Genomic DNA, 20,771 nt, shown 5'->3' on the forward strand with positions numbered 1-20,771 from the left:
AGGCGAACGTTCACAAATACGTCGGGATGACTTGGGATGAGCAAAAAACACTTCCTCGAGTTCGAGCAGCCGATCGCCGAACTGGAAACCAAGATCGATGAGCTGCGCTATGTGCAAAGCGAGTCAGCAGTCGACATCTCCGAAGAGATCGACCGGCTCAGCAAGAAGAGCCAGCAGCTCACGAAAGACATCTATTCCAGCCTCACGCCCTGGCAGGTCACGCAGATCGCGCGGCACCCGCAGCGGCCTTACACGCTGGACTACATCGGCGAAATCTTCACCGAGTTCCAGGAACTGCACGGTGACCGGCACTTCGCCGACGACCAATCCATCGTCGGCGGCCTGGCCCGCTTCAACGGCCAGGCGTGCATGGTGCTCGGCCATCAGAAGGGCCGCGACACGAAGGAGCGCGGCCTGCGCAACTTCGGCATGTCGCGCCCCGAGGGCTACCGCAAGGCCTTGCGCCTGATGAAGCTGGCCGAGAAGTACGGGCTGCCGGTGTTCACCTTTGTCGACACCCCTGGCGCCTACCCCGGCATCGGTGCCGAAGAACGCGGCCAGTCCGAGGCGATCGGCCGCAACATCTTCGAGATGGCGCAGCTCGAAGTGCCCATCATCGCCACTGTGATCGGCGAGGGGGGCTCAGGCGGTGCGCTGGCCATCAGCGTGGGCGACCAGGTGCTGATGCTGCAGTATTCGGTGTACTCGGTGATCTCGCCCGAAGGCTGCGCGTCCATCCTCTGGAAGACGGCAGACCGCGCGTCGGACGCTGCCGAAGCGCTCGGCATCACGGCCCATCGCCTGAAGGCCCTGGGCCTGGTCGACAAGATCATCAACGAGCCGGTGGGCGGCGCCCACCGCGACTACAAGCAGATGGCCGCCTACTTGAAGCGCGGCCTCAACGACGCCTTGCGCCAGGTTGCCGACCTGCGGCCGAAGGACTTGCTGCAGCGCCGCTACGAGCGCCTGCAGAGCTACGGCCGCTTCGTCGACACCAAAGAACGCGGATGAACCCTCCGCCGCTGGCGGTTGCTGCGGCCACGGTCGCGGTGGCCTACAGCGGGGGGCGCGACTCCACCGCCTTGCTGCATGCCACGGTGCGGGCGGCCGTGGAACAGCCTGGCGTGCAGGTGATCGCGCTGCACGTTCACCACGGGCTGCAGCCCGCCGCCGATAGCTGGCTCGCGCATTGCGAGCGTCAATGCAAAGCCTGGCAGCGCAAAGGCTGGCCGGTGCGTTTGGTGCACACCCTCCTGTCGTTGCGCCCTGTAAAGGGCGAGAGTGTGGAGGCGGTCGCCCGCACGGCCCGCTACGCAGCGCTGGCGCGCATGGCCAAGGAGCACGGCGCCGACTGTGTGCTGCTGGCACACCACCGCCGCGACCAGGCCGAAACCTTTCTGTTGCAAGCCCTGCGCGGTGCCGGCGTGGCCGGTCTCGCCGGCATGCCGGCTGCCGCCGAGCGGGACGGGTTGCTGTGGTTGCGTCCGTGGCTGGCTCGTCCGCGGGAGGCCATCGAGGCCTATGTGCGGCGGCATCGTTTGCGGTATGTCGACGACGGCAGCAACCAGGACGTCCGCTTTGCGCGCAACCGCTTGCGCCATGACGTCTGGCCGGCACTGAGCGTCGCGTTCCCCATGGCGGAAGCCAGCCTTGCCGACGCCGCGGCGTGGGCCGGTGAGGCGAGTGCCTGCCTGGCGGAACTGGCCGAACAGGACTTGCACGGCCTGCAACAGGCCGGGACGCTCCAGGTGGCCCCCTTGCTGGCCCTCAGCGCCCCGCGCGGCCGCAACGCCTTGCGGGCCTGGGTGCGGCGTGTCGCTGGCGCGCCGCTGTCCGCCGCGCTGCTCGAGCGCCTGTGGCTCGAGCTGCCCTCGACCTCGGCGGGGCAGTGGCCGCTACCCGGCGGCGGTGTGCTGCGGAGCTACCGCGGGGCCTTGCGCTATGAGGCTGATGGTCAACATCGCGCGGTGGTGTCGGCTGTTTCAAAGGATGCGAGCCTGAGCATCAGACGCGCGGGTCGCTATCGGCTGCGCGGGTGGGGCGGCACCTTGGTGGTCCGACGTGTCGCGGTGGGCGGCGTGGCCTTGTCGCTCCCCGCACAGTTGCAGCTGCGCGACCGCAGCGGCGGCGAGCAGTTCCAGAGTGGCCCGCAGCGCCCGGCGCGCAGCCTGAAGAAGCAGTTCCAGGCGGCCGGCGTGCCATCCTGGTCGCGCACCGGGCCTTTGCTTTACGCGGGCGAGCAACTGCTGTGGGTGCCCGGCCTTGGCGTCGACGCGCGAGCAGCGGCCGTCGCCGGCGAGGCTCAGCTGGCGTTCGAGTGGATCCCCGACTGAGCCACGCCTCGGCGGCCGCTGACGGCGCAGCATCCGCAACGGCTACAATCCCGCCTTCGCGACCGCGGCGCGAACGCTGTTGTTCATCATCCCTCCGCGCACCCAACTCCCATGGCACTGATCGTTCACAAATACGGCGGCACCTCGATGGGCTCGACCGAGCGCATCCGCAATGTCGCCAAGCGCGTCGCCAAATGGGCGCGGGCCGGCCACCAGATGGTGGTGGTGCCGTCGGCCATGAGCGGCGAGACCAACCGCCTGCTCGGGCTGGCCAAAGAGCTGGCCCCCGCCACACACAGCGACGAATACGCCCGCGAACTCGACATGATCGCCTCCACCGGCGAACAGGTGTCGGTCGGCCTGCTGTCCATCGCCTTGCAGGCCGAGGGCATGCAGGCGGTCAGCTATGCCGGCTGGCAGGTGCCGGTGAAGACCGATTCGGCCTTCACCAAAGCCCGCATCGAAAGCATCGACGACGCGCGGGTGCGCGCTGATCTGGCGGCCGGCAAGGTCGTCATCATCACCGGCTTCCAGGGGGTCGACGCCAAGGGCAACATCACGACGCTGGGCCGCGGCGGCTCGGACACGTCTGCGGTGGCCGTGGCGGCGGCGATGAAGGCCGACGAGTGCCTGATCTACACCGACGTGGACGGCGTCTACACCACCGATCCGCGCATCGTGCCCGAGGCACGGCGCCTGCACACGATCAGCTTTGAAGAAATGCTGGAGATGGCCAGCCTCGGCTCCAAGGTGCTGCAGATCCGCTCGGTCGAGTTCGCCGGCAAATACCGCGTGCCGCTGCGCGTGTTGTCGAGCTTCACGCCTTGGGACATCCCCATCGACGAGGAAGCCCGCTCCGGTACGCTGATCACCTTTGAGGAAGACGAGAAAATGGAACAAGCCGTTGTGTCCGGCATTGCCTTCAACCGCGACGAAGCCAAGATCACCGTGATGGGTGTGCCCGACAAACCCGGCATCGCCTACCAGATCCTGGGCGCGGTCGCCGAGGCCAACATCGACGTCGACGTGATCCTGCAGAACGTCTCGCACGAAGGCAAGACCGACTTCTCGTTCACCGTCCACCGCAACGACTACGCCAAGACCATCGACCTGCTCAACGGCAAGGTGCTGCCGGCGCTGGGCGCCGAGAAGGTCATCGGCGACACGCGCATCTGCAAGGTGTCCATCGTCGGCATCGGCATGCGCTCGCATGTGGGCGTGGCGGCCTCGATGTTCCGTGCGCTCAGCGAAGAGGGCATCAACATCCAGATGATCACCACCAGCGAGATCAAGACTAGCGTGGTGATCGACGAGAAGTACATGGAGCTGGCAGTGCGCGCGCTGCACAAGGCGTTCGACCTCGACCAGAACGCCGCCTGAATTTTTTCTCTCTACGCTGGCATTTCTGAGCTAAAATGCCGGTTTCGCCAAGTTGCCGGTTGGAGACGTGACCGAGAGGCCGAAGGTGCTCCCCTGCTAAGGGAGTATGCGGTGATGAGCTGCATCAAGGGTTCGAATCCCTTCGTCTCCGCCAACCAAACCCGCTGATCTTCAGCGGGTTTTCTTTTTTGGGGCCTCGCTGCCGGGGTGGCCCTTCAGATGCGACCGCTGAAGGCGGCAAACAGGTCTCAGGGGCTGTGCCGGCAGGTCGTCATGGGCAGGCCCCCGCAGAAGCCCTTGCGCCGCGCTCTACGCCGTCTCAGACCGCTGGCCTGCTGCAGGCGACGACGCGGCCCTGAAATTGAAAAAGCCGCCCGAAGGCGGCTCTTTGATGTGCCGGCAGCGCCCCTGCGGGCGCTGCGGACCCTTTTGGCTCAGGCCTGCGCGCGGCGGGCCTTGCGTGCCCGTTGCAGCATCACGCCGACGAGGCCCAGGCCCATCAGCGCATAGGTCTCGGGCTCGGGGACGGCGGCCACCTGGCCGGTGATGTCGACGTAGGCCGACAGGCGGGCATACACCTCGCCACCGGTGTTGTTGGTGTAGCTCAGCGACAGGCGGCGGGTGAGGCTTTCGAAGGTGCTGCTTTCGCCGGCCACCACTTCGAGGTCGTCACCAAAGGTCTGGCTGCCGACCTGCAGCGTCAGCGAGGTGAAGCTGTTGCTGAAGCAATCGGATGCGCACAGGAAGTCCGTTGCGGCCGAGACCAAGGCGTCAGCCGAGAACGTCAGCGTGCCGTTGGCGGGGATCAGGAACAGAAACTCCGTGCCGACGGTGTCGCGCGAGGTGTTGCCGGAATAGGCCGCACCGCGAGCCGTCACCGTGGCAGTGCTCTCCAGCAGGCCGCTGGCCCAGTCGGCTCGCACGCCCAGCTGCGCGCCCGGGCGGTCCAGCGTCAGGCTCTCGCTGCCGGTGATGGTCGCCGACTCGTCGAACGGCTCTCCGTCGGCCGGGATGTAGGCCAACTGGATCGTGCCTTGATTGCTCCAATCGCTGATCGCCTCGCCATTGAGGCTCACAACGAGGTTGCTGAGTCGCGCCGTGCCGCTGTCGGCGAGGGCGACGGGAAGGGTGAGCGCAAGCGCCAGGCCTGCGATGACATTCTTCATTGTGGCTCCCTTGGAAAGATTGCCGCCCCGGTCTCGGGACGTTTTCGCCTTCGAGCTGCCCTCCGGCAGCGTTCCCGCCTTTGCACAAGGCGGCCGTGCCGCGCGAGTACTGCCTCGTGCGGCCGCGCGATTCTCCTGGTGGCGGCACCGGGCGGCGTAAGCGCTTGTAGCGAGGGCGGGGAGCGTTGCAGCACGTCCATCCCTCGGTGGGTGGGAATGTCGCTTGCCTCGTCAGCGGCCCGGCGTTTTGCCTCGACGCCCCGGCGTGCCCCTGACGGACCACGGTCCCGCCGACCCCCTGAGCGGCCAGGCCCCGGCTGCGCTCGAAGCAGGGCGTCCCCCGCGGGTTCGCCACAAGCACTTACAGAGACCTCCCACCGCACTTGAGGGGCACCGGCGCGGCGGCAGCGCCGGTGCTGTTCAGCGATGCGAGTGGTGCGGCCGGTCCTGCGTGCCGTGCCCTTGCCCATGCCCATGGCTGGGCGCCGTGGCGGTCGGTGCGGGGCCGACCGTGAGCGGCACGGTCAGCTCGCCGGCGTGCTGAAAGCGCAGCGTCAGCGGTAATGACTCGCCCGTCTTCAACGGCGTCTTGAGGCCCAGCAGCATCAGGTGCAAACCTCCGGGCTTCAGGCGGACCGTCTGCCCCGGCGGCAATTCGACGCCGTCCACGCTGCGCATGCGCATCACCGTGCCTTCCATCGCCATGTTGTGCAGCTCCGTGCTGTTGGCCTGAGGCAGCTGCGCGGCGATCAGCTTGTCGGCGGCCTGGCCGCGGTTCTCGATCGCCAGGTAGGCAGCGCCGGAGGGTTGGCCGGCGACAGTCGGGCGGGCCCATGCGTCGGACACGACCATCGGATGGGGAGTGGGGCTTGCGGCGTGAGCGGCGGCGCCGGAAAGAACGGCAGCAGCGGCAGCCAAAGTCAGCAAGAAGCGCGGCATGGAGACATCCTTTGAACGAGAGATGGGTCAGCGGCGGCGCGTGGCGGCACGCGAGAGCTCGGGCTCGACGCGGGCAGGTGCGGCAGCACGGGCCGGGCGGGGTGCAATGAATCGAGAAAAGCATAGGCACGCAAGGCCTGGGTCGGGCGCCTGCGGCAATATCGCCTGGGCGCACCAGTGGCTAGCCGAGGTGGGGCGGCGGAGCGTGCCGCAGGCGTGCGGCCCACAGGGCGTGTCGGTCCGGGGCGATCGGCAGGGCGGGCGGCCGGCTCAGGGGCACTCGCTCCGACGAGAACACGGTCGTCGTCGCTGGCGGTGTGGACCCTAGCGGGCCGGAGCCGACGAGGGTGGACAGAGCGCACGACACGTCGGCCTCGGCGGGCGCCGGTGCGTTCGAATCGTGCTGTGCGGACGCGGTCGAAGGCCCGGCGGCGAGCCGGTCGAGGCTGACGGTCTTCACGCCGAAGGCGGTGCACAACTCGACCAACTGCCGACCGTGCCACCGCGCTGCCTCCGCGGCGAGCCACGGTGCTGCCGCTTTCAGCAGCAACACGCACATCACGCCCCAGAGGGCCAGGCTAGGGAAACGTCGGCCTCCGCGCATGGGCGCGATTGTGCCCGACGTCGTGCAGGGGGATCGGGGCTACGAGTGAAAAGCGCAGCGTCAGGGGCGGGCAGTGGGCAAGGGCAGGAGCAGCAGCGTCCCGCACCGCACCCCGGATCATGGCCGCGCACCGCTCGCGCCCGCGCCTCGCCGTTTGCCCATCGGGTGGCGTATTTGATCCAGACCGCGCGATCCAGAGACCCCGCTGCACAATCCGGTATGGCCCGCCGCCGTCGGCGGGCGTCAACTGCAGGAGGGTTCGCATGGCGGTCGCCATTCAGCATTGGGTTCGTCTTGCCGTTGCCGTCGGGGCCGTGGTCTCGGCTGCAGCAGCGATGAGCAGTTCACCGGTCGCGCCACCGGGCACCGAGCAGACGGACCTGCCCGCCTCCGACGAGCCGCCGTTTCCTCGCTATGAGACGCCGCAGCAGGTGGCGCAGGCCTGCCAGGAGGGCTTGCAGCGCCTACGTGGCATCGAATCCGAACTGGCGAAGGGCTCGGGTGGCGATGACGTGTTGACAGGGCTCGACAACTTGCAGGCGGCGGGCGAGGACGCGTCGGGGCCGATCTACCTGCTGGTCAATGTCCACCCCGACAAGGCGGTTCGCGATGCTGCGCAGGCCTGCACGCTGCAATGGCAGGACTTCTGGTCGAGCCTGCTGCAGAACGGACGCATCTACCGGCTCTTGAAACAAGCGCGGCCGCGCGACGCGATCGACCGCGAGTTGCGACGCGACAGTTTGGAAGGCTTCGAGGACGCGGGGGCTGGCCTGCGGCCCGGCGCCCGCCGCCGCGCCAAGGCCATCCAGGACCGCATCACGGCATTACGACAGGCGTTCGACCAGCGCCTGCGCGACGATGACACGAAGGTGGCGTTCACAGAAGACGAACTCGCCGGGGTGCCCGAGGGCGTGTGGCGAGAAGCGCCGCGCAACCAGCAGGGGCAGGTGCTGCTGGGGCTCGACTATCCCACCTATCTGCCGGTTCTGGGTCATGCCACGCAAGCCGCGGCGCGCGAGAGAATGTGGCGCGCCAAATTGAACGAGGGCGGCGAGGCCAACCTGCAGGTCCTCGCCGAGATCGCCCGCTTGCGGCGTGAATATGCGTCGCTGTTCGGTTTCTCGAGCTATGCCGATTTCGCCTTGCGTCGGCGGATGGCGAAAAGCGAGCGCAGGGTGCAGGGTTTCCTCGACAGCGTGAAGCAGGCGGTGGTCGAGCGTGAGCGACGCGACCTGCAAGAACTGCGAGAGGCCAAAGCTCGGCATCTGCAACAGCCGATCGAGACGGTGAAACTCGAACGGTGGGACGTGTTTTTCTATACCGAGCGCGTGCGCCGGGAACGTTACGAAGTCGATCAGGAAGCGTTCAGGCCGTATTTCCCACCGCAACAAAGCCTCGCCTTCGTGTTGCGGTTGAGCGAGCGGCTGTTCGGGGTGCACTTCGAGCGGCGCGAGATGGCCGGCTGGCATCCCGAACTGCAAGCCTACGCGGTGTATGACGGGAAGGGCGGCCCTTATCTCGCGACGCTGCTGGTCGACCTGTATCCACGCCCCGGAAAGTACAACCACGCAGCCGTCTGGAGCTATCGCAGCGGTTCCACACGTCTCGCCCGCACGCCGCAATCGGCGCTGGTGGTGAACTTCGACCGCAAAGGCCTGACGCTCGAAGAATTGGAAACCCTGCTGCACGAACTCGGCCACGCGCTGCACAACAACCTGTCGCGCACCAGGCATGTCAGCCAGGCCGGCACCAGCGTGCTACGTGATTTCGTCGAAGCGCCGTCCCAGATGCTCGAAGATTGGGTTTACGACCCCCAGGTGCTGAAGTTGTTTGCCGAAGTCTGCCCGGAGTGCAAGCCGGTGCCGCCGGCCATGCTGGAACAGGCCGTCAAGGCAAAACATTTCGGCAAGGGAAACTTCACGGCGCGCCAGCATCTGTTCGCCAGTTATGACCTGGCGCTGCATGGGCGACGCAGCGGTGATCCGCTGGAACTGTGGGCCCGGATGGAAGCCGCCACACCGCTTGGGCATGTCCCGGGCACTCGGTTTCCTGCCAGCTTCAGCCATGTTGTCGGCGGCTATGCAGCCGGGTATTACGGCTATTTGTGGAGCGAGGTGATTGCGCGTGATCTGCAGACGGCGTTTGCCGGGCGCCGGTTGGACCCCGCCGTGGGGCGCCGTTACCGGGACATCGTGCTGGCCCAGGGTGGCCAGGTGCCCCCGAAGATCCTGCTGCAGCGATTTCTCGGCCGGCCCACCAACGCCCGCGCCTACTTCGAATACCTGGCCCGTTAGCCAGGGCCCGGGTGCCGGCGCCGCCGCCGGTTTGTGCGGAACCAGCACCCGGAAGTAAAAACGCCCGCCAAGGCGGGCGTTTTCACAGGGGCCGACGGGTCGTCAGATGGCCAGCTCTTCGAGGCTTTTGCCCGAGGCCAGCGCCTGTTCCACCCATTTCGGCTGGCGCCCGCGGCCGGTCCAGGTTTCACCTGTCGCACCGTTGCGATACTTGGGCGCCACCTTGCTGCCCTTGGTCGTGCTGACCTTGCCGCCGCCCGTCTTGCCGCCCAAGTCTGCCACCGTCAGGCCGTATTGGGCCATCAGGGACCGGATCTGGGCGATCGCATCGGCCAGCTCTTGCTTGCGGGCGCTCTCGATTTTCTTTTCGAGGTCGGCTTTCTGGGCGAGAAGTTCCTGGTAAGTGGCCATTTTTGAATATGCTCGCAAAAGGTTGAAAGGGGGGTCAATCAGCGGCGATGATAATAGCCGCTGAGTTGGAAACATGCAACCGCGGCACGCCGGGGGGTGGCTGGAGAGAATCGCGTCTATTCCGCAGGGCGGCGGCCCTTTATCGTCGAGCGCCGACTGTACTGGCTTGCGTCGCGTCTGCACGTATTGGCCGCCCGCGGCGACCGACAACGTAGGCGTCCATCAGAGGCGACGTAAAGGCGTTTGGTCTGGCCTTCCCTGTCACTTTTCTTATCGGCAGACGCAAAAACACCCGCGGCCGAGGGGCACGCGGGTGTTTTCAGGGGAGCCGGCGGGTGCTTACTTGAAGCCCACGCGGTCGAGAAGTTGTTGCACCTTGCCTTGGTTGGCGCCCGCCACCGAAATGGGGATCAACTCGCTCTTGAACGACCCGAGGGCCTCGAGCGCCGGGTTGCTGAGCTTCGTTGACTTGACGGCAGCGTACTCGTTGTTACCATTGGCAAAATAGTTTTGCGCCTCGTCGCTCGAAAGGTACTCCAGGAACTGCACCGCCAGTTCGCGGTTCTTGGCGTTTTTCGCAACCGCGCCGCCGGCGATGTTCACATGCGCGCCCCAGCTTTGCTGGTTGGGGAACACCACCGCGACCTTTTCCACCACCTCGCGGTCTTCCGGCTTGCTCGAGCGCATCATGCGGGCGACGTAATAGGTGTTGGTGAGCGCGACCTTGCATTCACCGCTGGCGACGGCCTTGATCTGGTCGGTATCACCGCCTTTGGGGTCGCGCGCCATGTTCGCGACGACACCTTTCGCCCAAGCTTCGGTTTTCTCGGGGCCGAGATGTTCCATCAGCGACCCGATGAGCGACAGGTTGTAAGGGTGAGATCCCGATCGTGTGCAAACCTTGCCCTTGTTTTTAGGGTCGGCCAGTTCTTCATACGTGTCGACATCGTCCTTTTTGACGCTGGCCTTGTTGTAAACGATGACCCGGGCGCGGGTCGAGAAACCGAACCACTGCGGGCCCTGGCCCTTGTCTTCACCGCGCAGCGTCGTCGGAATACGCTCGTCGAGTACCTTCGAGCGGATCGGCTGGAACAGCCCGTCCTGCTCGGCACGCCACAGCCTGGACGCGTCGACCAGCAGGATCACGTCGGCGGGGCTGGCGCTGCCTTCGCTCTTCAGTCGCGCCAGGATGCCGGCGTCATCGGCGTCGACCCGGTTGATCTTGATACCGGTCGCCTTGGTGAAGTTGTTGTACAGCGCCTCATCGGTCTGGTAGTGCCGGGCCGAGTAGAGGTTGATGACCTTGTCCTGTGCAGCGGCCGGCAGGTGCAGGCCGGCAACGAGGGCCAAAAGGGTCAGCGGGGCGGCGTGGCGTCGCAACATGGGTAAATGCTCCTTCCAGATGATGGCTTATTCTAAGCGCGAACAAGAATGATTCTTAAAACCGAGATTTGCCAGCCGCATGCGAGAAGTGTGACTTCTGTCGCTTGCCGGGTCCGGCGCTCGGGACCAAGATGCCGCCCGTGAAATTCCGCACGTTCGTCACGTTAGAAGCGTCCCATGCCGGCCCTGCCGGGGGCGTCGCCGCGCCATTGGTGCGCCGCGGTCCGCGTGCGTTGCTGGTGGCATGCGAAACCAGCGACGCACTCTATCTACGCAGCCGGCTGAGCCTGTACCGCATCGGCGTCCATGAGGCGTGGACGGCGACACAGGCAGTGGAGCATTGCGCCGAGCATTCGGTGCACGTGGCGTTCGTCGATGCGGAGGTGGTCGGCGCGCCCTTGCTGGCCTTGTGCCGGCAGCTGCGCCGCAAGCACCCGTGCCGGCCGACGCCGCGCCTGGTGCTGCTGGCGAGCACCGAACAGCGTCGCGCCTTTGGCTTGCGCAGCCTGCTGGCCGGCGCATCGTGGCTGATGAAGCCGCTGCACCCGCGCGACCTCGATCAGCAAATCATCCGCCACGTCGGGCTGGATCACCTGGCGCCGGAAGAGCGGCCGACGTCGTTGTTCATTTGACCCGCGTGCGGCCCGCAGGTCAGGTGCCGGCGAGCGCCGACACCGGGACAGGGTGAGGTCAACACGTTTGCTGCCGCGCGGCGTGTGGCCGTGCCCGCCACCCGGGTTGCGCGACCAAGCCGCCCGCTCAGGCCGACGGCGGCACGTAGCCGGCCGGCTGCTCCGCCCCTTCACCGAAGAAATACCGTTCCATCTGGCGCGCCAAGTACTGGCGTGCACGCTGGTCGGCAAGGTTCAAACGGTTCTCGTTGACCAGCATGGTCTGGTGTTTGAGCCAGCCCTGCCAGGCTTCCTTGCTGACGTTTTCGTAGATGCGCTTGCCCAGTTCGCCCGGATAGGTCGGGAAATCGAGGCCTTCGGCTTCCTTCTTCAGATAAACGCAGTTGACGATGCGGGCCATGGGGACTCCTTTTGATATCGATCTCGTGGGGGTGAGGGGAACGGCGCGGCGGATCAGCCCAGCCGCTTGACCAGCACCTTGGAGCGCCGGTCCCAGTTGTATTTGCGCTTGCGCGCCTCCGGCAGCCAGTCGGGGTCGACCTGCTGGAAGCCGCGTTTGATGAACCAGTGCATGGTGCGGGTCGTCAGCACGAAGATGCTGTCCAGCCCCATCGCCCTGGCGCGCTGCTCGACACGCTTGAGGATGCGCTCGCCGTCGCCTTGGCCCTGTACCTCGGGCGACACGGTCAGCGCCGCCATCTCGGCGGTTTTCGCTTCCGGGTAGGGGTAGAGCGCGGCACAGCCGAAGATGATGCCGTCGTGCTCGATCACGGTGTAGTGCCCGACGTCGCGCTCGATCTCGGTGCGGCTGCGCTTGACCAGCGTGCCGTCGCGCTCGAAGGGCTCGATCAGCTGCAGGATGCCGCCGATGTCGTCGGGCGTCGCCTCGCGCAGGCTCTCGAGCTTCTCGTCGACGATCATGGTGCCCACGCCGTCATGGGTGAACAACTCCATCAGGATCGAGCCGTCGACCGAATAGGGAATGATGTGGACCCGGTCCACGCCGTTCTTGGCCGCCTTCACCGCATGCTGCAGGTAGAACGCGGTGTCGGTCGGCTGCACCGGATTGGGCAGGGCGCCCAGCAGCTTTTCGGCATCGGCCAGCGCCAGTTCCTGGTCGATCTCGCATTCCGGGTCGTTGGCCTGGCTCGGGTCCATCGGCACGCCGCGCACCTCGGTCACGAAGATCAGCTTGTCGGCCTGCAGCGCGATCGCGGTGCTGGTGGCGACGTCTTCCATGCTCAGGTTGAAGGCCTCGCCGGTGGGCGAGAAGCCGAACGGCGACATCAGCACGATGGAGCCGAAATCGATGGCGCGGCGCACGCTCATCGCGTCGATGCGCCGCACGAAGCCGGTGTGCTGGAAATCGACACCATCGACGATGCCCACCGGGCGCGCCGTGATGAAATTGCCCGACAGCAGCCGGATCTGGCTGTGCGCCATCGGCGTGTTCGGGAGGCCTTGTGAAAACGCCGCCTCGATCTCATATCGCAATTGACCGGCCGCTTCCTGCGCGCAGTCGAGCGCCACCGCGTCGGTCACCCGCATGCCGTGGCTGAAGCGCGAGGCGTGGCCCTTGGCCGTCAGCTGCTCCTCCACCTGCGGCCGGAAGCCGTGGATCAGCACCAGCTTGATGCCGGTGGCGTGGATGATCGCCAGGTCCTGCGCGAAGGTGGCCAGCTTGCCGGCCGCGATCAACTCACCCGCGATGGCGACCACGAAGGTCTTGCCGCGGTGGGCATGGATGTAGGGCGCCACCGACCGGAACCAGGGCACGAAGGTATGCGGGAAGACGAGGCTCATCAGCGAGGTACTTCAGGGGTGGTCGGCACGCCGACAGGCGGCGGGGCAAGGCTTTGAAATAATGTCGGATTTTGCACGAAGGCCCATGAGCTTTACGCCGCCCGCACCGGCGCCCGCACGGCAGGCGCGGAGATCTTCCGCCCCCGCTGCCAACCCGGTGCCGCCGATCCAGTTCCCCGAGTCCTTGCCCGTGTCCGCCCGGCGCGACGAGATCGCGCGCGCGATCGAGCAGCACCAGGTGGTGATCGTCTGCGGCGAAACCGGCTCGGGCAAGACCACCCAGCTGCCCAAGATCGCGCTGGCCATGGGCCGCGGCCGCGGCGCCGGGGGGCAGGGGCTGATCGGCCACACCCAACCGCGCCGCATTGCCGCGTCCAGTGTCGCCAAGCGCATCGCGCAAGAGCTGAATTCGCCGCTGGGCGAGCACGTCGGCTTCAAGGTGCGCTTCCAGGACCGGCTGTCGCCGGGCGCCTCGGTCAAGCTGATGACCGACGGCATCCTGTTGGCCGAGACCCAGACCGACCCGCTGCTCAAGGCCTACGACACGCTCATCATCGACGAGGCGCACGAACGGTCGCTCAACATCGATTTTTTGCTCGGCTACCTGAAACAGCTGCTGCCGCGCCGCCCCGACCTGAAGATCATCGTCACCTCGGCGACCATCGATGCCGAGCGCTTCGCCCGCCATTTCGAGAGCATCCACGGGCCGGCACCGGTGATCTTCGTGTCCGGCCGGCTCTACCCGGTCGAGCAGCGCTGGCGCCCGTTCGAGGAAAGCCGCGACTACGACCTCAACCATGCGATCGCCGACGCGGTGGATGAGCTGTGGCGCGAGGGCTCGGGCGACGTGCTGGTGTTTTTGCCCGGCGAGCGCGAGATCCGCGACGCGGCCGAGCATTTGCGCCGTCACCACCCGCCGGGGGTCGAGATCCTGCCCCTGTTCGCCCGTCTGAGCCAGCAAGAGCAGGACCGGGTGTTCGAGACCGGCGGCGCACGGCGCATCGTGCTGGCCACCAACGTCGCCGAAACCTCGCTGACGGTGCCCGGCATCCGCTACGTGGTCGACACCGGCCACGCCCGGGTCAAGCGCTACAGCTATCGCAACAAGGTCGAGCAGCTGCAGGTGGAGCCGGTCAGCCAGGCGGCGGCCAACCAGCGCGCCGGTCGTTGCGGCCGGGTCGCCAACGGCATCTGCATCCGGCTCTACGATGAGCAGGACTACACCTCGCGGCCGCCGTTCAGCGACCCTGAAATCCTGCGCTCGTCGCTGGCCGGCGTGATATTGCGGATGAAGTCGCTGAACCTGGGCAGCGTCGAGGACTTCCCCTTCATCGAGCCACCGCCGCGGCGCGCCATCGCCGACGGCTACCAGCTGCTGGCCGAGCTGAACGCGGTCGACGAGCAGAACGAGTTGACCGCCATCGGCCGCGAGCTGGCCAAGCTGCCGCTCGACCCGCGGGTGGGGCGGATGATCCTCGAGGCGCGCGAGCGCCAGTCCCTCGCCGAAGTGCTGGTGATCGCCAGCGCGCTGAGCGTGCAGGACGTGCGCGACCGGCCGATGGAGCAGCAGCAGGCCGCCGACGAGAAGCACAAGAAGTTCGACGACGAAAAGTCGGAGTTCATGGGCTATCTCAAGCTGTGGAAATGGCTGGACGAAGCCCGCGGCGGGCACCGCGCTGCAGCCGCTCAGGGCACCGCGGCGCCGGCGGCCGAGACGCACAAGCTGTCCAGCCGCAAGTACGAACAGCTGCTGCGCGACAACTTCGTCTCGCCGCGCCGGGTGCGCGAGTGGCGCGACATCTATTCGCAGCTGCACACGGTGGTGGCGGAGCATGGCTGGCGTCTCAACACCACGCCGGCCACTTACGAGCAAGTGCATCTGGCGATGCTGTCCGGCCTGCTCGGCAACGTCGGCCTGAAGAGCGACGAGGACGAGTGGTACCTCGGCGCGCGCGGCATCAAGTTCTGGCGCCACCCCGGCGCCCACCTCTCGAAGAAGCCGGGGCGTTGGATCATCGCGGCCGAACTGGTCGAGACCACGCGGCTGTTCGGCCGCGGCATCGCCGCCATCCAGCCGGAATGGATCCCCTGGATCGCCGGGCATTTGCTGAAGAAGCAGCTGCTGGAACCGCACTGGGAGAAAAAGCCGGCCGAGGTCACCGCGCTGGAGAAGGCCACGCTGTACGGCCTGGTGGTCTACCACAACCGGCGCGTCAACTTCGGCAAGGTCGACCCGGTGGCCGCGCGCGAGATCTTCATCCGCGAGGCGCTCGTCAACGGCGAGTGGGACACCCGGCTGCCCTTCCTGGCGCACAACCAGAAGCTGGTGCGCCAGGTGGAGGAGCTCGAGCACAAGTCGCGCCGGCAGGATGTGCTGGTCGACGACGAGCTGATCTACGCCTTCTACGACCAGCAGCTGCCGGCCGACGTCAACAGCGGGCACGGCTTCGAGCGCTGGTACCGAGAGGAGAGCAAGCGCAACCCCAAGCTGCTGATGCTCACGCGCGACGAGCTGATGCGCCACGAGGCCGCCGGCGTCACCACGGCGGCCTTCCCCAAGACCATCCGGCTCGGCGGTGTGGACTGCAGCGCGACCTATCTGCACGACCCGGGTGACCCGAAGGACGGCGTGACGGTCACGGTGCCGATCTATGCGTTGAACCAGGTCAGCGACGAGCGCTGCGAATGGCTGGTGCCCGGCATGCTCAAGGACAAGGTGCTGGCGCTGCTGAAGAGCCTGCACCAGAAGCCGCGGGCGCGCCTGGTGCCCTTGCCCGACTACGCCGAGGCCTTTCTGGCGCAAGCACCGTTCGGCCACGGCAGTTTGCTCGAGGTGCTGTTGAAAGCGGTGCGCGACAAAACCCAGCTCGACGTCAAGCGGGCCGACTTCAAGCTCGAAACGCTGCAGCCTCACTTGTTCATGAATTTCCGCGTGGTGGACGAGCATGGGCGCCAGCTCGGCATGGGCCGCAACCTGTCGGTGCTGAAGGCCGAGCTGGGCTCGCAGGCGCGCAGTGCGTTCCAGGCCCTGGCCGCGCTGAAGCTGGGGCCGTCGTCTGGCAGCGAGGATGCCGAAGGCGCTGAAACCCGCGCTCCTGCACCGGCGGCGCCCCGAGGCGTGCGGGTCAAGGCGGACGCAACGCCGACCGGCGAGACGACACCGGCGGCCGCCGCGGCCAAGTACACCGGCTGGACCTTCGGCGAACTGCCCGAGTTGATGGAGGTGAAGCGCGGCCCGCAAAGCCTGATCGGCTTTCCGGCGTTGATCGACAAAGCCAGCCACGTCGAGATCGAGGTGTTCGACGAGCCGGATGTCGCGGCCGCCAAACATCGCACCGGACTGCGGCGCCTGGTGGCGCTGCAGATCAAGGAGCCGCTCAAATACCTCGAGAAAAACCTGCCCGATCTGCAGAAGATGGCGGTGGCCTACATGAGCCTGGGCACGGCCGAGGAACTGCGCGACCAGATCATCGACGTCGCGCTCGACCGGGCCTTTTTGCTCGACCCGCTGCCGCACGACGAATGGAGTTTCAAGGCCCGCATCGAGGAAGGGCGGGGACGCCTCAACCTGATCGCGCAGGAGGTGGCCCGCCTGGCGGGCGGCATCCTGGTGGAATACCAGGCCACGTTGCGCAAGCTGAAGGACGCCAGGCCGCCGAAGGAGGTGGGCGACGATGTGCAGGCCCAGCTGCAGCGCCTGATGCCCAAGCGTTTCGTCGCGCTCACGCCTTACGCACAGCTGCAGCATTTCGTGCGCTACCTGAAGGGCATCCAGATGCGGCTGGACAAGCTGCGAGGCGACCCGGCGCGGGACACGCAACGGCTGGCCGAACTGCGGCCGCTGGAGCAGCGCTACGTGCGCGCGTTGGCCGACCGCAAGGGCGCGCACGACGCGCGACTGGACGAGTTCCGCTGGCTGCTCGAAGAGCTGCGCATCAGCCTGTTCGCCCAGGAACTGCGAACCCCGCAACCGGTGTCCGTCAAGCGGCTGGAAAAGAGCTGGAGCCAGCTGTCGGCGTGACCGCCCGCGGCCGCCTTCGGCTCGTTGTCTTTTCATCAGGGTAAACCCGGAGCGGCGCGCCCATCTCCGTTCCTAAAATTAATTCAACTTGAATTAATTAATAGGACCGGCGTGAACGCTCGACCTGGCCGCGGCACCCGCTCGGTCCATCTGCGGCAGTACAACGAACGTATGCTGCTGCAGCGCTTGCGTCGGGCCGGGGTCGCTTCCAAGGCCGACCTGGCGCGCTGGGCCCAGCTGACCCACACCGCAGTGGGCAGCATCGTGCAGGCGCTCGAGGAGGCGGGGCTCGTCGAGAGCGTCGGCCGTCGGCAGGACGGGCAGCGGGGCCAGCCCGCCGGCCTGTACCGTCTCAATCCCGACGGCGCTTTCGGCGTCGGCGTGCGGCTCGACCGCACCAGCATCGAGACCGTGCTGGTCGACCTGTCCGGCAAGATCTTGGCGCGGCAAGCGCACGACCGGTTGCTGCCGCATCCCGACCAGGCGCTCGACATCGTGCGCCGTGACGTCGCCTCGGTGCTCGACCTGCTGGGCCCCGCCGAGCGCGGGCGCCTCGCCGGCGTCGGGCTGGCACAGCCCTATCACCTGGGCAGCTGGCTGCGTGAGCTTGACCTGCAGGGCGACTTCCGGATCTGGAACGAAGTCGATTTCGGCACGGCACTGTCGCGGGCTGTACGGCTGCCGGTGTTCAAGGAAAACGATGGCACCGCCGCCGGCATCGCCGAGCTGTTCTTCGGCGCCGGTCGGGCCATCGATGATTTCCTGTACCTCTTCATCGGCCCGGCCATCGGCGGTGCCGCCGTGGTCGACGGCGAGGCCTTGCGAGGCCATACGGGCAACGCGGCCGACGTCGCGATGCTCCCGGTGCCGCCCAGCCGGCTGGCCTCGGCGCCGCGCACCGAGCTAGCCTGGGACGTGCTGCTCACGCGCGCCTCGCTGAACGCGCTGACCCGCCATCTGCGCTACCACGGCGTGCGGGTGGCAGGGCGTGCCGACCTGGCAGCGTGTTTCGAGCGCGGCGATGCCGCGGCGCTCGAGTGGCTCGACGACAGTGTCGACGCCCTGGTGCCGGCGCTGCGCTCGGCCCTCGCGGTGCTCGACGTGCCGGTGTGTGTGATCGATGCCGACGTCGACGGCGGCCTGATCGACGCGCTGATATCGCGCCTCGAAGCCGGCTTGCGGGCCATCGCGCCGGAGTCCTGCCTCACGCCCCGGCTGCAGCGCGGCAGCTTCGGTGCCGACGCCGGCGCCTTGGGCGCGGCCAGCCTGCCGATGTTCTTCAACTTCTCGCCGCGTGCCGATGTGTTGCGCGGCCATGGGCCCAAATCCCCGGAGGTCGCGGACGCCTGAGGTGCCTTCGGCGTTGCGCTGATCCCTTACATCAGCATCAAATCGTTCTCATAGGAGCCTTTCATGTTCGTGGTGTGTGGCGAAGCCTTGATGGACGTTTACAGCGAGCAGCGCACGGCCGCGGGCCTGCTGCTCGACGCTCGGGTGGGCGGCTCGCCCTTCAACGTCGCCGTGGGCCTTGCGCGGCTCGGGCGCGAGGTCGCCTTTCTGGGCGGTATGTCCACCGATGCCTTCGGCGAACGTCTGCTGCAAGCGCTGGCCGAGGAGGGCGTATCGACCTCCCGGGTGGTGCGCTCTGATGCGCCGACCACCCTCAGCGTGGTCGGCCTCAACGCCCAGGGTGTGCCGCAGTACGCCTTTCATGGCCATGGCGCTGCGGACCGTCAGCTGATGCCCGGCAGCCTGCCTTCGCTGCCTGCCGACACCCGGGTGCTGCAGTTCGGCTCGTATGCGATGGTGGTGGAGCCGGTCGGCAGCACACTGCGCTCGCTCGCCGCGCGCGAGCGGCAGCGCTGCGTCGTGGCCTACGACCCCAACGTGCGGCTCAATGTCGAGCCCGACATCGCACGTTGGCAGGCCGTGGTCGACGACATGCTCGCGTCGACCCACCTGCTGAAGATCAGCGACGAAGACCTCGGCTTGCTCTACCCCGGCGCGTCGGCGGACCAGCTGGCCAGCCGCTGGCTCGCTGCCGGCGTGCGTCTCGTCATCGTCACGAGGGGCGCCGAGGGTTGCCAGGCCTGGACCCGGGGCGACCAGGTGAGCGAGGCCGCGCCACGGGTGGAGGTGGTCGACACCGTCGGGGCCGGCGACACCTTCCAGGCCGCCTTGCTGACCTGGCTCGACGAGCAGGGCTTGCTGTCGCCGCAAGGACTCGACGCGCTGACGGCGGACCAGTTGCGGGGTGCGCTGACCTTCGCTGGGCGTGCGGCGGCGATCACCTGCGGTCGCCGCGGCGCCGACCTGCCGCGTCGCGAGGAGGTGACCGGATGAACGAGCCCTTGTGGTTGGGCCTCGATCTCGGCACCGGCTCGGCCAAGGCCGCCATCGTCTCGCCGGCTGGCACCGTCCTCGCAGAGGCCTCGGCTGGCTACGAGGTGTTGTCGCGGGCGCCCGGTTGGGCCGAGACCGAGCCGGTGAGCTGGTGGCAGGCTGTTTGTCGCTGTACCCGTGAGCTGCCAGCGCCGTTGAGGGCCAGGGTGCCTTCGATCGGCCTGTCCGGGCAGATGCACGGCGTGGTGCTGACGGCCGTTGATGGCCAAGCGGTCCGGCCGGCCCTGTTGTGGCCGGACCAGCGCGCCGGCGCCGAGCTGGGTGCCTACCACGATGTCCATCGCGAGCGCCTCGCCAACCCGCTCACGCCCGGCATGATGGGGCCGTTGTTGCTGTGGCTCGCCCGACATGAGCCCGGCGCGCTGGCACGCGCGCGCTGGGCGCTGCTGCCCAAGGACTGGCTGCGGTGGCAGATGGTGGGGACCGCTGCCAGCGACCCCAGCGACGTCAGCGGCAGTCTGCTGTCGACACCGGACGGCGAATGGGACATGGACCTGATCTGCGACCTGGGCCTGGGCCCCCATCTGTTCCCGCCCGTGCGCGCTTCGGCCGACGCAGCGGGAACCTTGCGCCGCGACGCTGCCGACGCCCTCGGGCTGCCGGCCGGCGTGACGGTCGCGACCGGTGCTGCTGACACGGCCGCCGCGGCCTTCGGCAGCGGTCTCGTGGAGCCGGGCATGGCGCAGCTCAGTGTGGGCAGCGGTGCCCAGATCATCGTGATGCAGCGCGACTGCCCTGCCAAGACGCCACAGCTCAACGCCTATCGGGCGGTGGTGGGCGCAGGGGGGCCGGGATGGTACGTGATGGCGGCGATGCAGAACGCGGGCACCGCACTCGAATGGGTCAGGGCCTTGTTCGACCTCAGTTGGGAACAGTTTCACGAACAGGCCTTCGGCGTCGACCGACGGCTGTCGCAGGCGCTGTTTCTGCCGTATCTGAACGGCGAGCGCACACCGTGGATGGACGCGCAAGCGCGTGGCGCGTGGGTCGGCCTGGCGCGCTCCGATGACCGTCCCCGGTTGCTGCATGCTGCCTTGCGCGGGGTGGCGTTCGCCCTGCGCGCGGGGCTCGATGTATTGCGCGGCGGCGGCCACGCCGTGACGGCCTTGCGGCTGGCCGGCGGGGGTGCCGCTCACCCCGCATGGCGCCAGTTGCTGGCGGACGTGCTGGGGTGCCCGTTGTGGCCCTCCGAGGTGCCCAACGCCTCGGCTCGCGGCGCTGCCTTGCTGGGCGCCTTGGCCGCCGGCCTGCTCGACCCCGCGGCCTTGCCGCCGGTGGCGGCGCTGTCGGGCCCCGTGGTGCAACCGGCGCCCGACCACCAAGCCGATCACGAAGCCGACTACGCCCGGTTCAGGGCCAGTTATTTGGCGCTACACCCAATACGCTGATGCCTGCACGCGAC

At 67.5% G+C, this 20,771-nt stretch carries 16 protein-coding genes and 1 tRNA gene; 10 read left to right on the forward strand and 7 right to left on the reverse strand.

Features of this window, described 5'->3' with window-relative positions; genetic code table 11:
• Positions 1 to 36 precede the first annotated feature (36 nt).
• From AAW51_RS09905 to AAW51_RS09920, 4 genes are all read left to right on the forward strand, one after another.
• A complete protein-coding gene (locus AAW51_RS09905) occupies positions 37 to 1,011 on the forward strand; it encodes an acetyl-CoA carboxylase carboxyltransferase subunit alpha (RefSeq protein WP_047194486.1) in 975 nt (324 codons plus the stop codon).
• A complete protein-coding gene (gene tilS / locus AAW51_RS09910; protein ID WP_047194487.1) occupies positions 1,008 to 2,333 on the forward strand; it encodes a tRNA lysidine(34) synthetase TilS in 1,326 nt (441 codons plus the stop codon). Before AAW51_RS09905 ends, tilS begins: the two co-directional genes overlap by 4 nt.
• A 111-nt stretch (positions 2,334 to 2,444) precedes the next feature.
• Positions 2,445 to 3,713, forward strand: a complete 1,269-nt coding sequence (locus tag AAW51_RS09915) for an aspartate kinase (protein WP_047194488.1) — start codon at positions 2,445 to 2,447, stop codon at positions 3,711 to 3,713.
• 61 nt (positions 3,714 to 3,774) lie between these two features.
• Positions 3,775 to 3,867, forward strand: a tRNA-Ser gene (locus AAW51_RS09920).
• Between the two features lie 280 nt (positions 3,868 to 4,147).
• Here the strand turns inward: AAW51_RS09920 and AAW51_RS09925 are convergent.
• From AAW51_RS09925 to AAW51_RS09935, 3 genes are all read right to left on the reverse strand, one after another.
• Complete coding sequence (locus AAW51_RS09925) at positions 4,148 to 4,879, reverse strand: PEP-CTERM sorting domain-containing protein (RefSeq protein WP_047194489.1); 732 nt, start codon at positions 4,877 to 4,879, stop codon at positions 4,148 to 4,150.
• A 420-nt stretch (positions 4,880 to 5,299) separates the two neighbouring features.
• Complete coding sequence (locus AAW51_RS09930) at positions 5,300 to 5,818, reverse strand: copper chaperone PCu(A)C (protein WP_047194490.1); 519 nt, start codon at positions 5,816 to 5,818, stop codon at positions 5,300 to 5,302.
• A gap of 181 nt (positions 5,819 to 5,999) precedes the next feature.
• Positions 6,000 to 6,371 carry a hypothetical protein gene (locus tag AAW51_RS09935; RefSeq protein ID WP_157359747.1) on the reverse strand — a complete coding sequence of 124 codons (372 nt, stop codon included), beginning with the start codon at positions 6,369 to 6,371 and terminating at the stop codon, positions 6,000 to 6,002.
• A gap of 314 nt (positions 6,372 to 6,685) precedes the next feature.
• Here AAW51_RS09935 and AAW51_RS09940 point away from each other — a divergent pair, with 314 nt between their 5' ends.
• Entirely contained in the window at positions 6,686 to 8,716 is a 2,031-nt protein-coding gene (locus AAW51_RS09940; protein ID WP_047194492.1) for a M3 family metallopeptidase, read from the forward strand.
• A gap of 102 nt (positions 8,717 to 8,818) precedes the next feature.
• On the opposite strand, the gene AAW51_RS09945 is transcribed toward AAW51_RS09940, so the two are convergent.
• Together AAW51_RS09945 and AAW51_RS09950 are read right to left on the reverse strand one after the other, a co-directional pair.
• Positions 8,819 to 9,127: an H-NS histone family protein gene (locus AAW51_RS09945; protein ID WP_047194493.1), complete on the reverse strand. Its 309-nt coding sequence runs from the start codon at positions 9,125 to 9,127 to the stop codon at positions 8,819 to 8,821.
• Positions 9,128 to 9,466: 339 nt separating this feature from the next.
• Positions 9,467 to 10,510, reverse strand: coding sequence for a Fe(3+) ABC transporter substrate-binding protein (locus AAW51_RS09950; RefSeq protein WP_047194494.1), 1,044 nt, complete (start codon positions 10,508 to 10,510; stop codon positions 9,467 to 9,469).
• Between the two features lie 140 nt (positions 10,511 to 10,650).
• Here AAW51_RS09950 and AAW51_RS09955 point away from each other — a divergent pair, with 140 nt between their 5' ends.
• Positions 10,651 to 11,142 (forward strand): PleD family two-component system response regulator, encoded by a 492-nt coding sequence (locus tag AAW51_RS09955; RefSeq protein WP_157359749.1) that lies wholly within the window; start codon positions 10,651 to 10,653, stop codon positions 11,140 to 11,142.
• A 127-nt stretch (positions 11,143 to 11,269) separates the two neighbouring features.
• On the opposite strand, the gene AAW51_RS09960 is transcribed toward AAW51_RS09955, so the two are convergent.
• Entirely contained in the window at positions 11,270 to 11,542 is a 273-nt protein-coding gene (locus AAW51_RS09960; protein WP_047194496.1) for an oxidative damage protection protein, read from the reverse strand.
• Positions 11,543 to 11,595: 53 nt separating this feature from the next.
• Positions 11,596 to 12,945 (reverse strand): amino-acid N-acetyltransferase, encoded by a 1,350-nt coding sequence (gene argA, locus AAW51_RS09965; RefSeq protein WP_047194497.1) that lies wholly within the window; start codon positions 12,943 to 12,945, stop codon positions 11,596 to 11,598.
• 85 nt (positions 12,946 to 13,030) lie between these two features.
• On the opposite strand from argA, the gene hrpA reads away from it, so the two are divergent.
• The 4 genes from hrpA (at position 13,031) to AAW51_RS09985 (ending at position 20,757) form a co-directional block, all read left to right on the forward strand.
• Complete coding sequence (hrpA, locus tag AAW51_RS09970) at positions 13,031 to 16,966, forward strand: ATP-dependent RNA helicase HrpA (protein WP_047194498.1); 3,936 nt, start codon at positions 13,031 to 13,033, stop codon at positions 16,964 to 16,966.
• A 171-nt stretch (positions 16,967 to 17,137) separates the two neighbouring features.
• Entirely contained in the window at positions 17,138 to 18,316 is a 1,179-nt protein-coding gene (locus AAW51_RS09975) for an ROK family transcriptional regulator (protein ID WP_083438200.1), read from the forward strand.
• Between the two features lie 63 nt (positions 18,317 to 18,379).
• Positions 18,380 to 19,309 carry a carbohydrate kinase family protein gene (locus AAW51_RS09980; RefSeq protein WP_047194500.1) on the forward strand — a complete coding sequence of 310 codons (930 nt, stop codon included), beginning with the start codon at positions 18,380 to 18,382 and terminating at the stop codon, positions 19,307 to 19,309.
• Entirely contained in the window at positions 19,306 to 20,757 is a 1,452-nt protein-coding gene (locus AAW51_RS09985) for a xylulokinase (RefSeq protein ID WP_238947813.1), read from the forward strand. Before AAW51_RS09980 ends, AAW51_RS09985 begins: the two co-directional genes overlap by 4 nt.
• Positions 20,758 to 20,771: the final 14 nt, after the last annotated feature.

The organism is Caldimonas brevitalea (assembly GCF_001017435.1).
GTDB classification, from domain to species: Bacteria; Pseudomonadota; Gammaproteobacteria; order Burkholderiales; family Burkholderiaceae_C; genus Caldimonas; species Caldimonas brevitalea.

Excerpts from the sequence above, each read along its gene's own strand:
- AAW51_RS09905 (WP_047194486.1), top strand. The coding sequence starts at position 37 with ATGAGCAAAAAACACTTCCTCGAGTTCGAGCAGCCGATCGCCGAACTG.
- tilS (WP_047194487.1), top strand. The coding sequence starts at position 1,008 with ATGAACCCTCCGCCGCTGGCGGTTGCTGCGGCCACGGTCGCGGTGGCC.
- AAW51_RS09915 (WP_047194488.1), top strand. The coding sequence starts at position 2,445 with ATGGCACTGATCGTTCACAAATACGGCGGCACCTCGATGGGCTCGACC.
- AAW51_RS09925 (WP_047194489.1), bottom strand. The coding sequence starts at position 4,879 with ATGAAGAATGTCATCGCAGGCCTGGCGCTTGCGCTCACCCTTCCCGTC.
- AAW51_RS09930 (WP_047194490.1), bottom strand. The coding sequence starts at position 5,818 with ATGCCGCGCTTCTTGCTGACTTTGGCTGCCGCTGCTGCCGTTCTTTCC.
- AAW51_RS09940 (WP_047194492.1), top strand. The coding sequence starts at position 6,686 with ATGGCGGTCGCCATTCAGCATTGGGTTCGTCTTGCCGTTGCCGTCGGG.
- AAW51_RS09945 (WP_047194493.1), bottom strand. The coding sequence starts at position 9,127 with ATGGCCACTTACCAGGAACTTCTCGCCCAGAAAGCCGACCTCGAAAAG.
- AAW51_RS09950 (WP_047194494.1), bottom strand. The coding sequence starts at position 10,510 with ATGTTGCGACGCCACGCCGCCCCGCTGACCCTTTTGGCCCTCGTTGCC.
- AAW51_RS09960 (WP_047194496.1), bottom strand. The coding sequence starts at position 11,542 with ATGGCCCGCATCGTCAACTGCGTTTATCTGAAGAAGGAAGCCGAAGGC.
- argA (WP_047194497.1), bottom strand. The coding sequence starts at position 12,945 with ATGAGCCTCGTCTTCCCGCATACCTTCGTGCCCTGGTTCCGGTCGGTG.
- hrpA (WP_047194498.1), top strand. The coding sequence starts at position 13,031 with ATGAGCTTTACGCCGCCCGCACCGGCGCCCGCACGGCAGGCGCGGAGA.
- AAW51_RS09975 (WP_083438200.1), top strand. The coding sequence starts at position 17,138 with ATGCTGCTGCAGCGCTTGCGTCGGGCCGGGGTCGCTTCCAAGGCCGAC.
- AAW51_RS09980 (WP_047194500.1), top strand. The coding sequence starts at position 18,380 with ATGTTCGTGGTGTGTGGCGAAGCCTTGATGGACGTTTACAGCGAGCAG.
- AAW51_RS09985 (WP_238947813.1), top strand. The coding sequence starts at position 19,306 with ATGAACGAGCCCTTGTGGTTGGGCCTCGATCTCGGCACCGGCTCGGCC.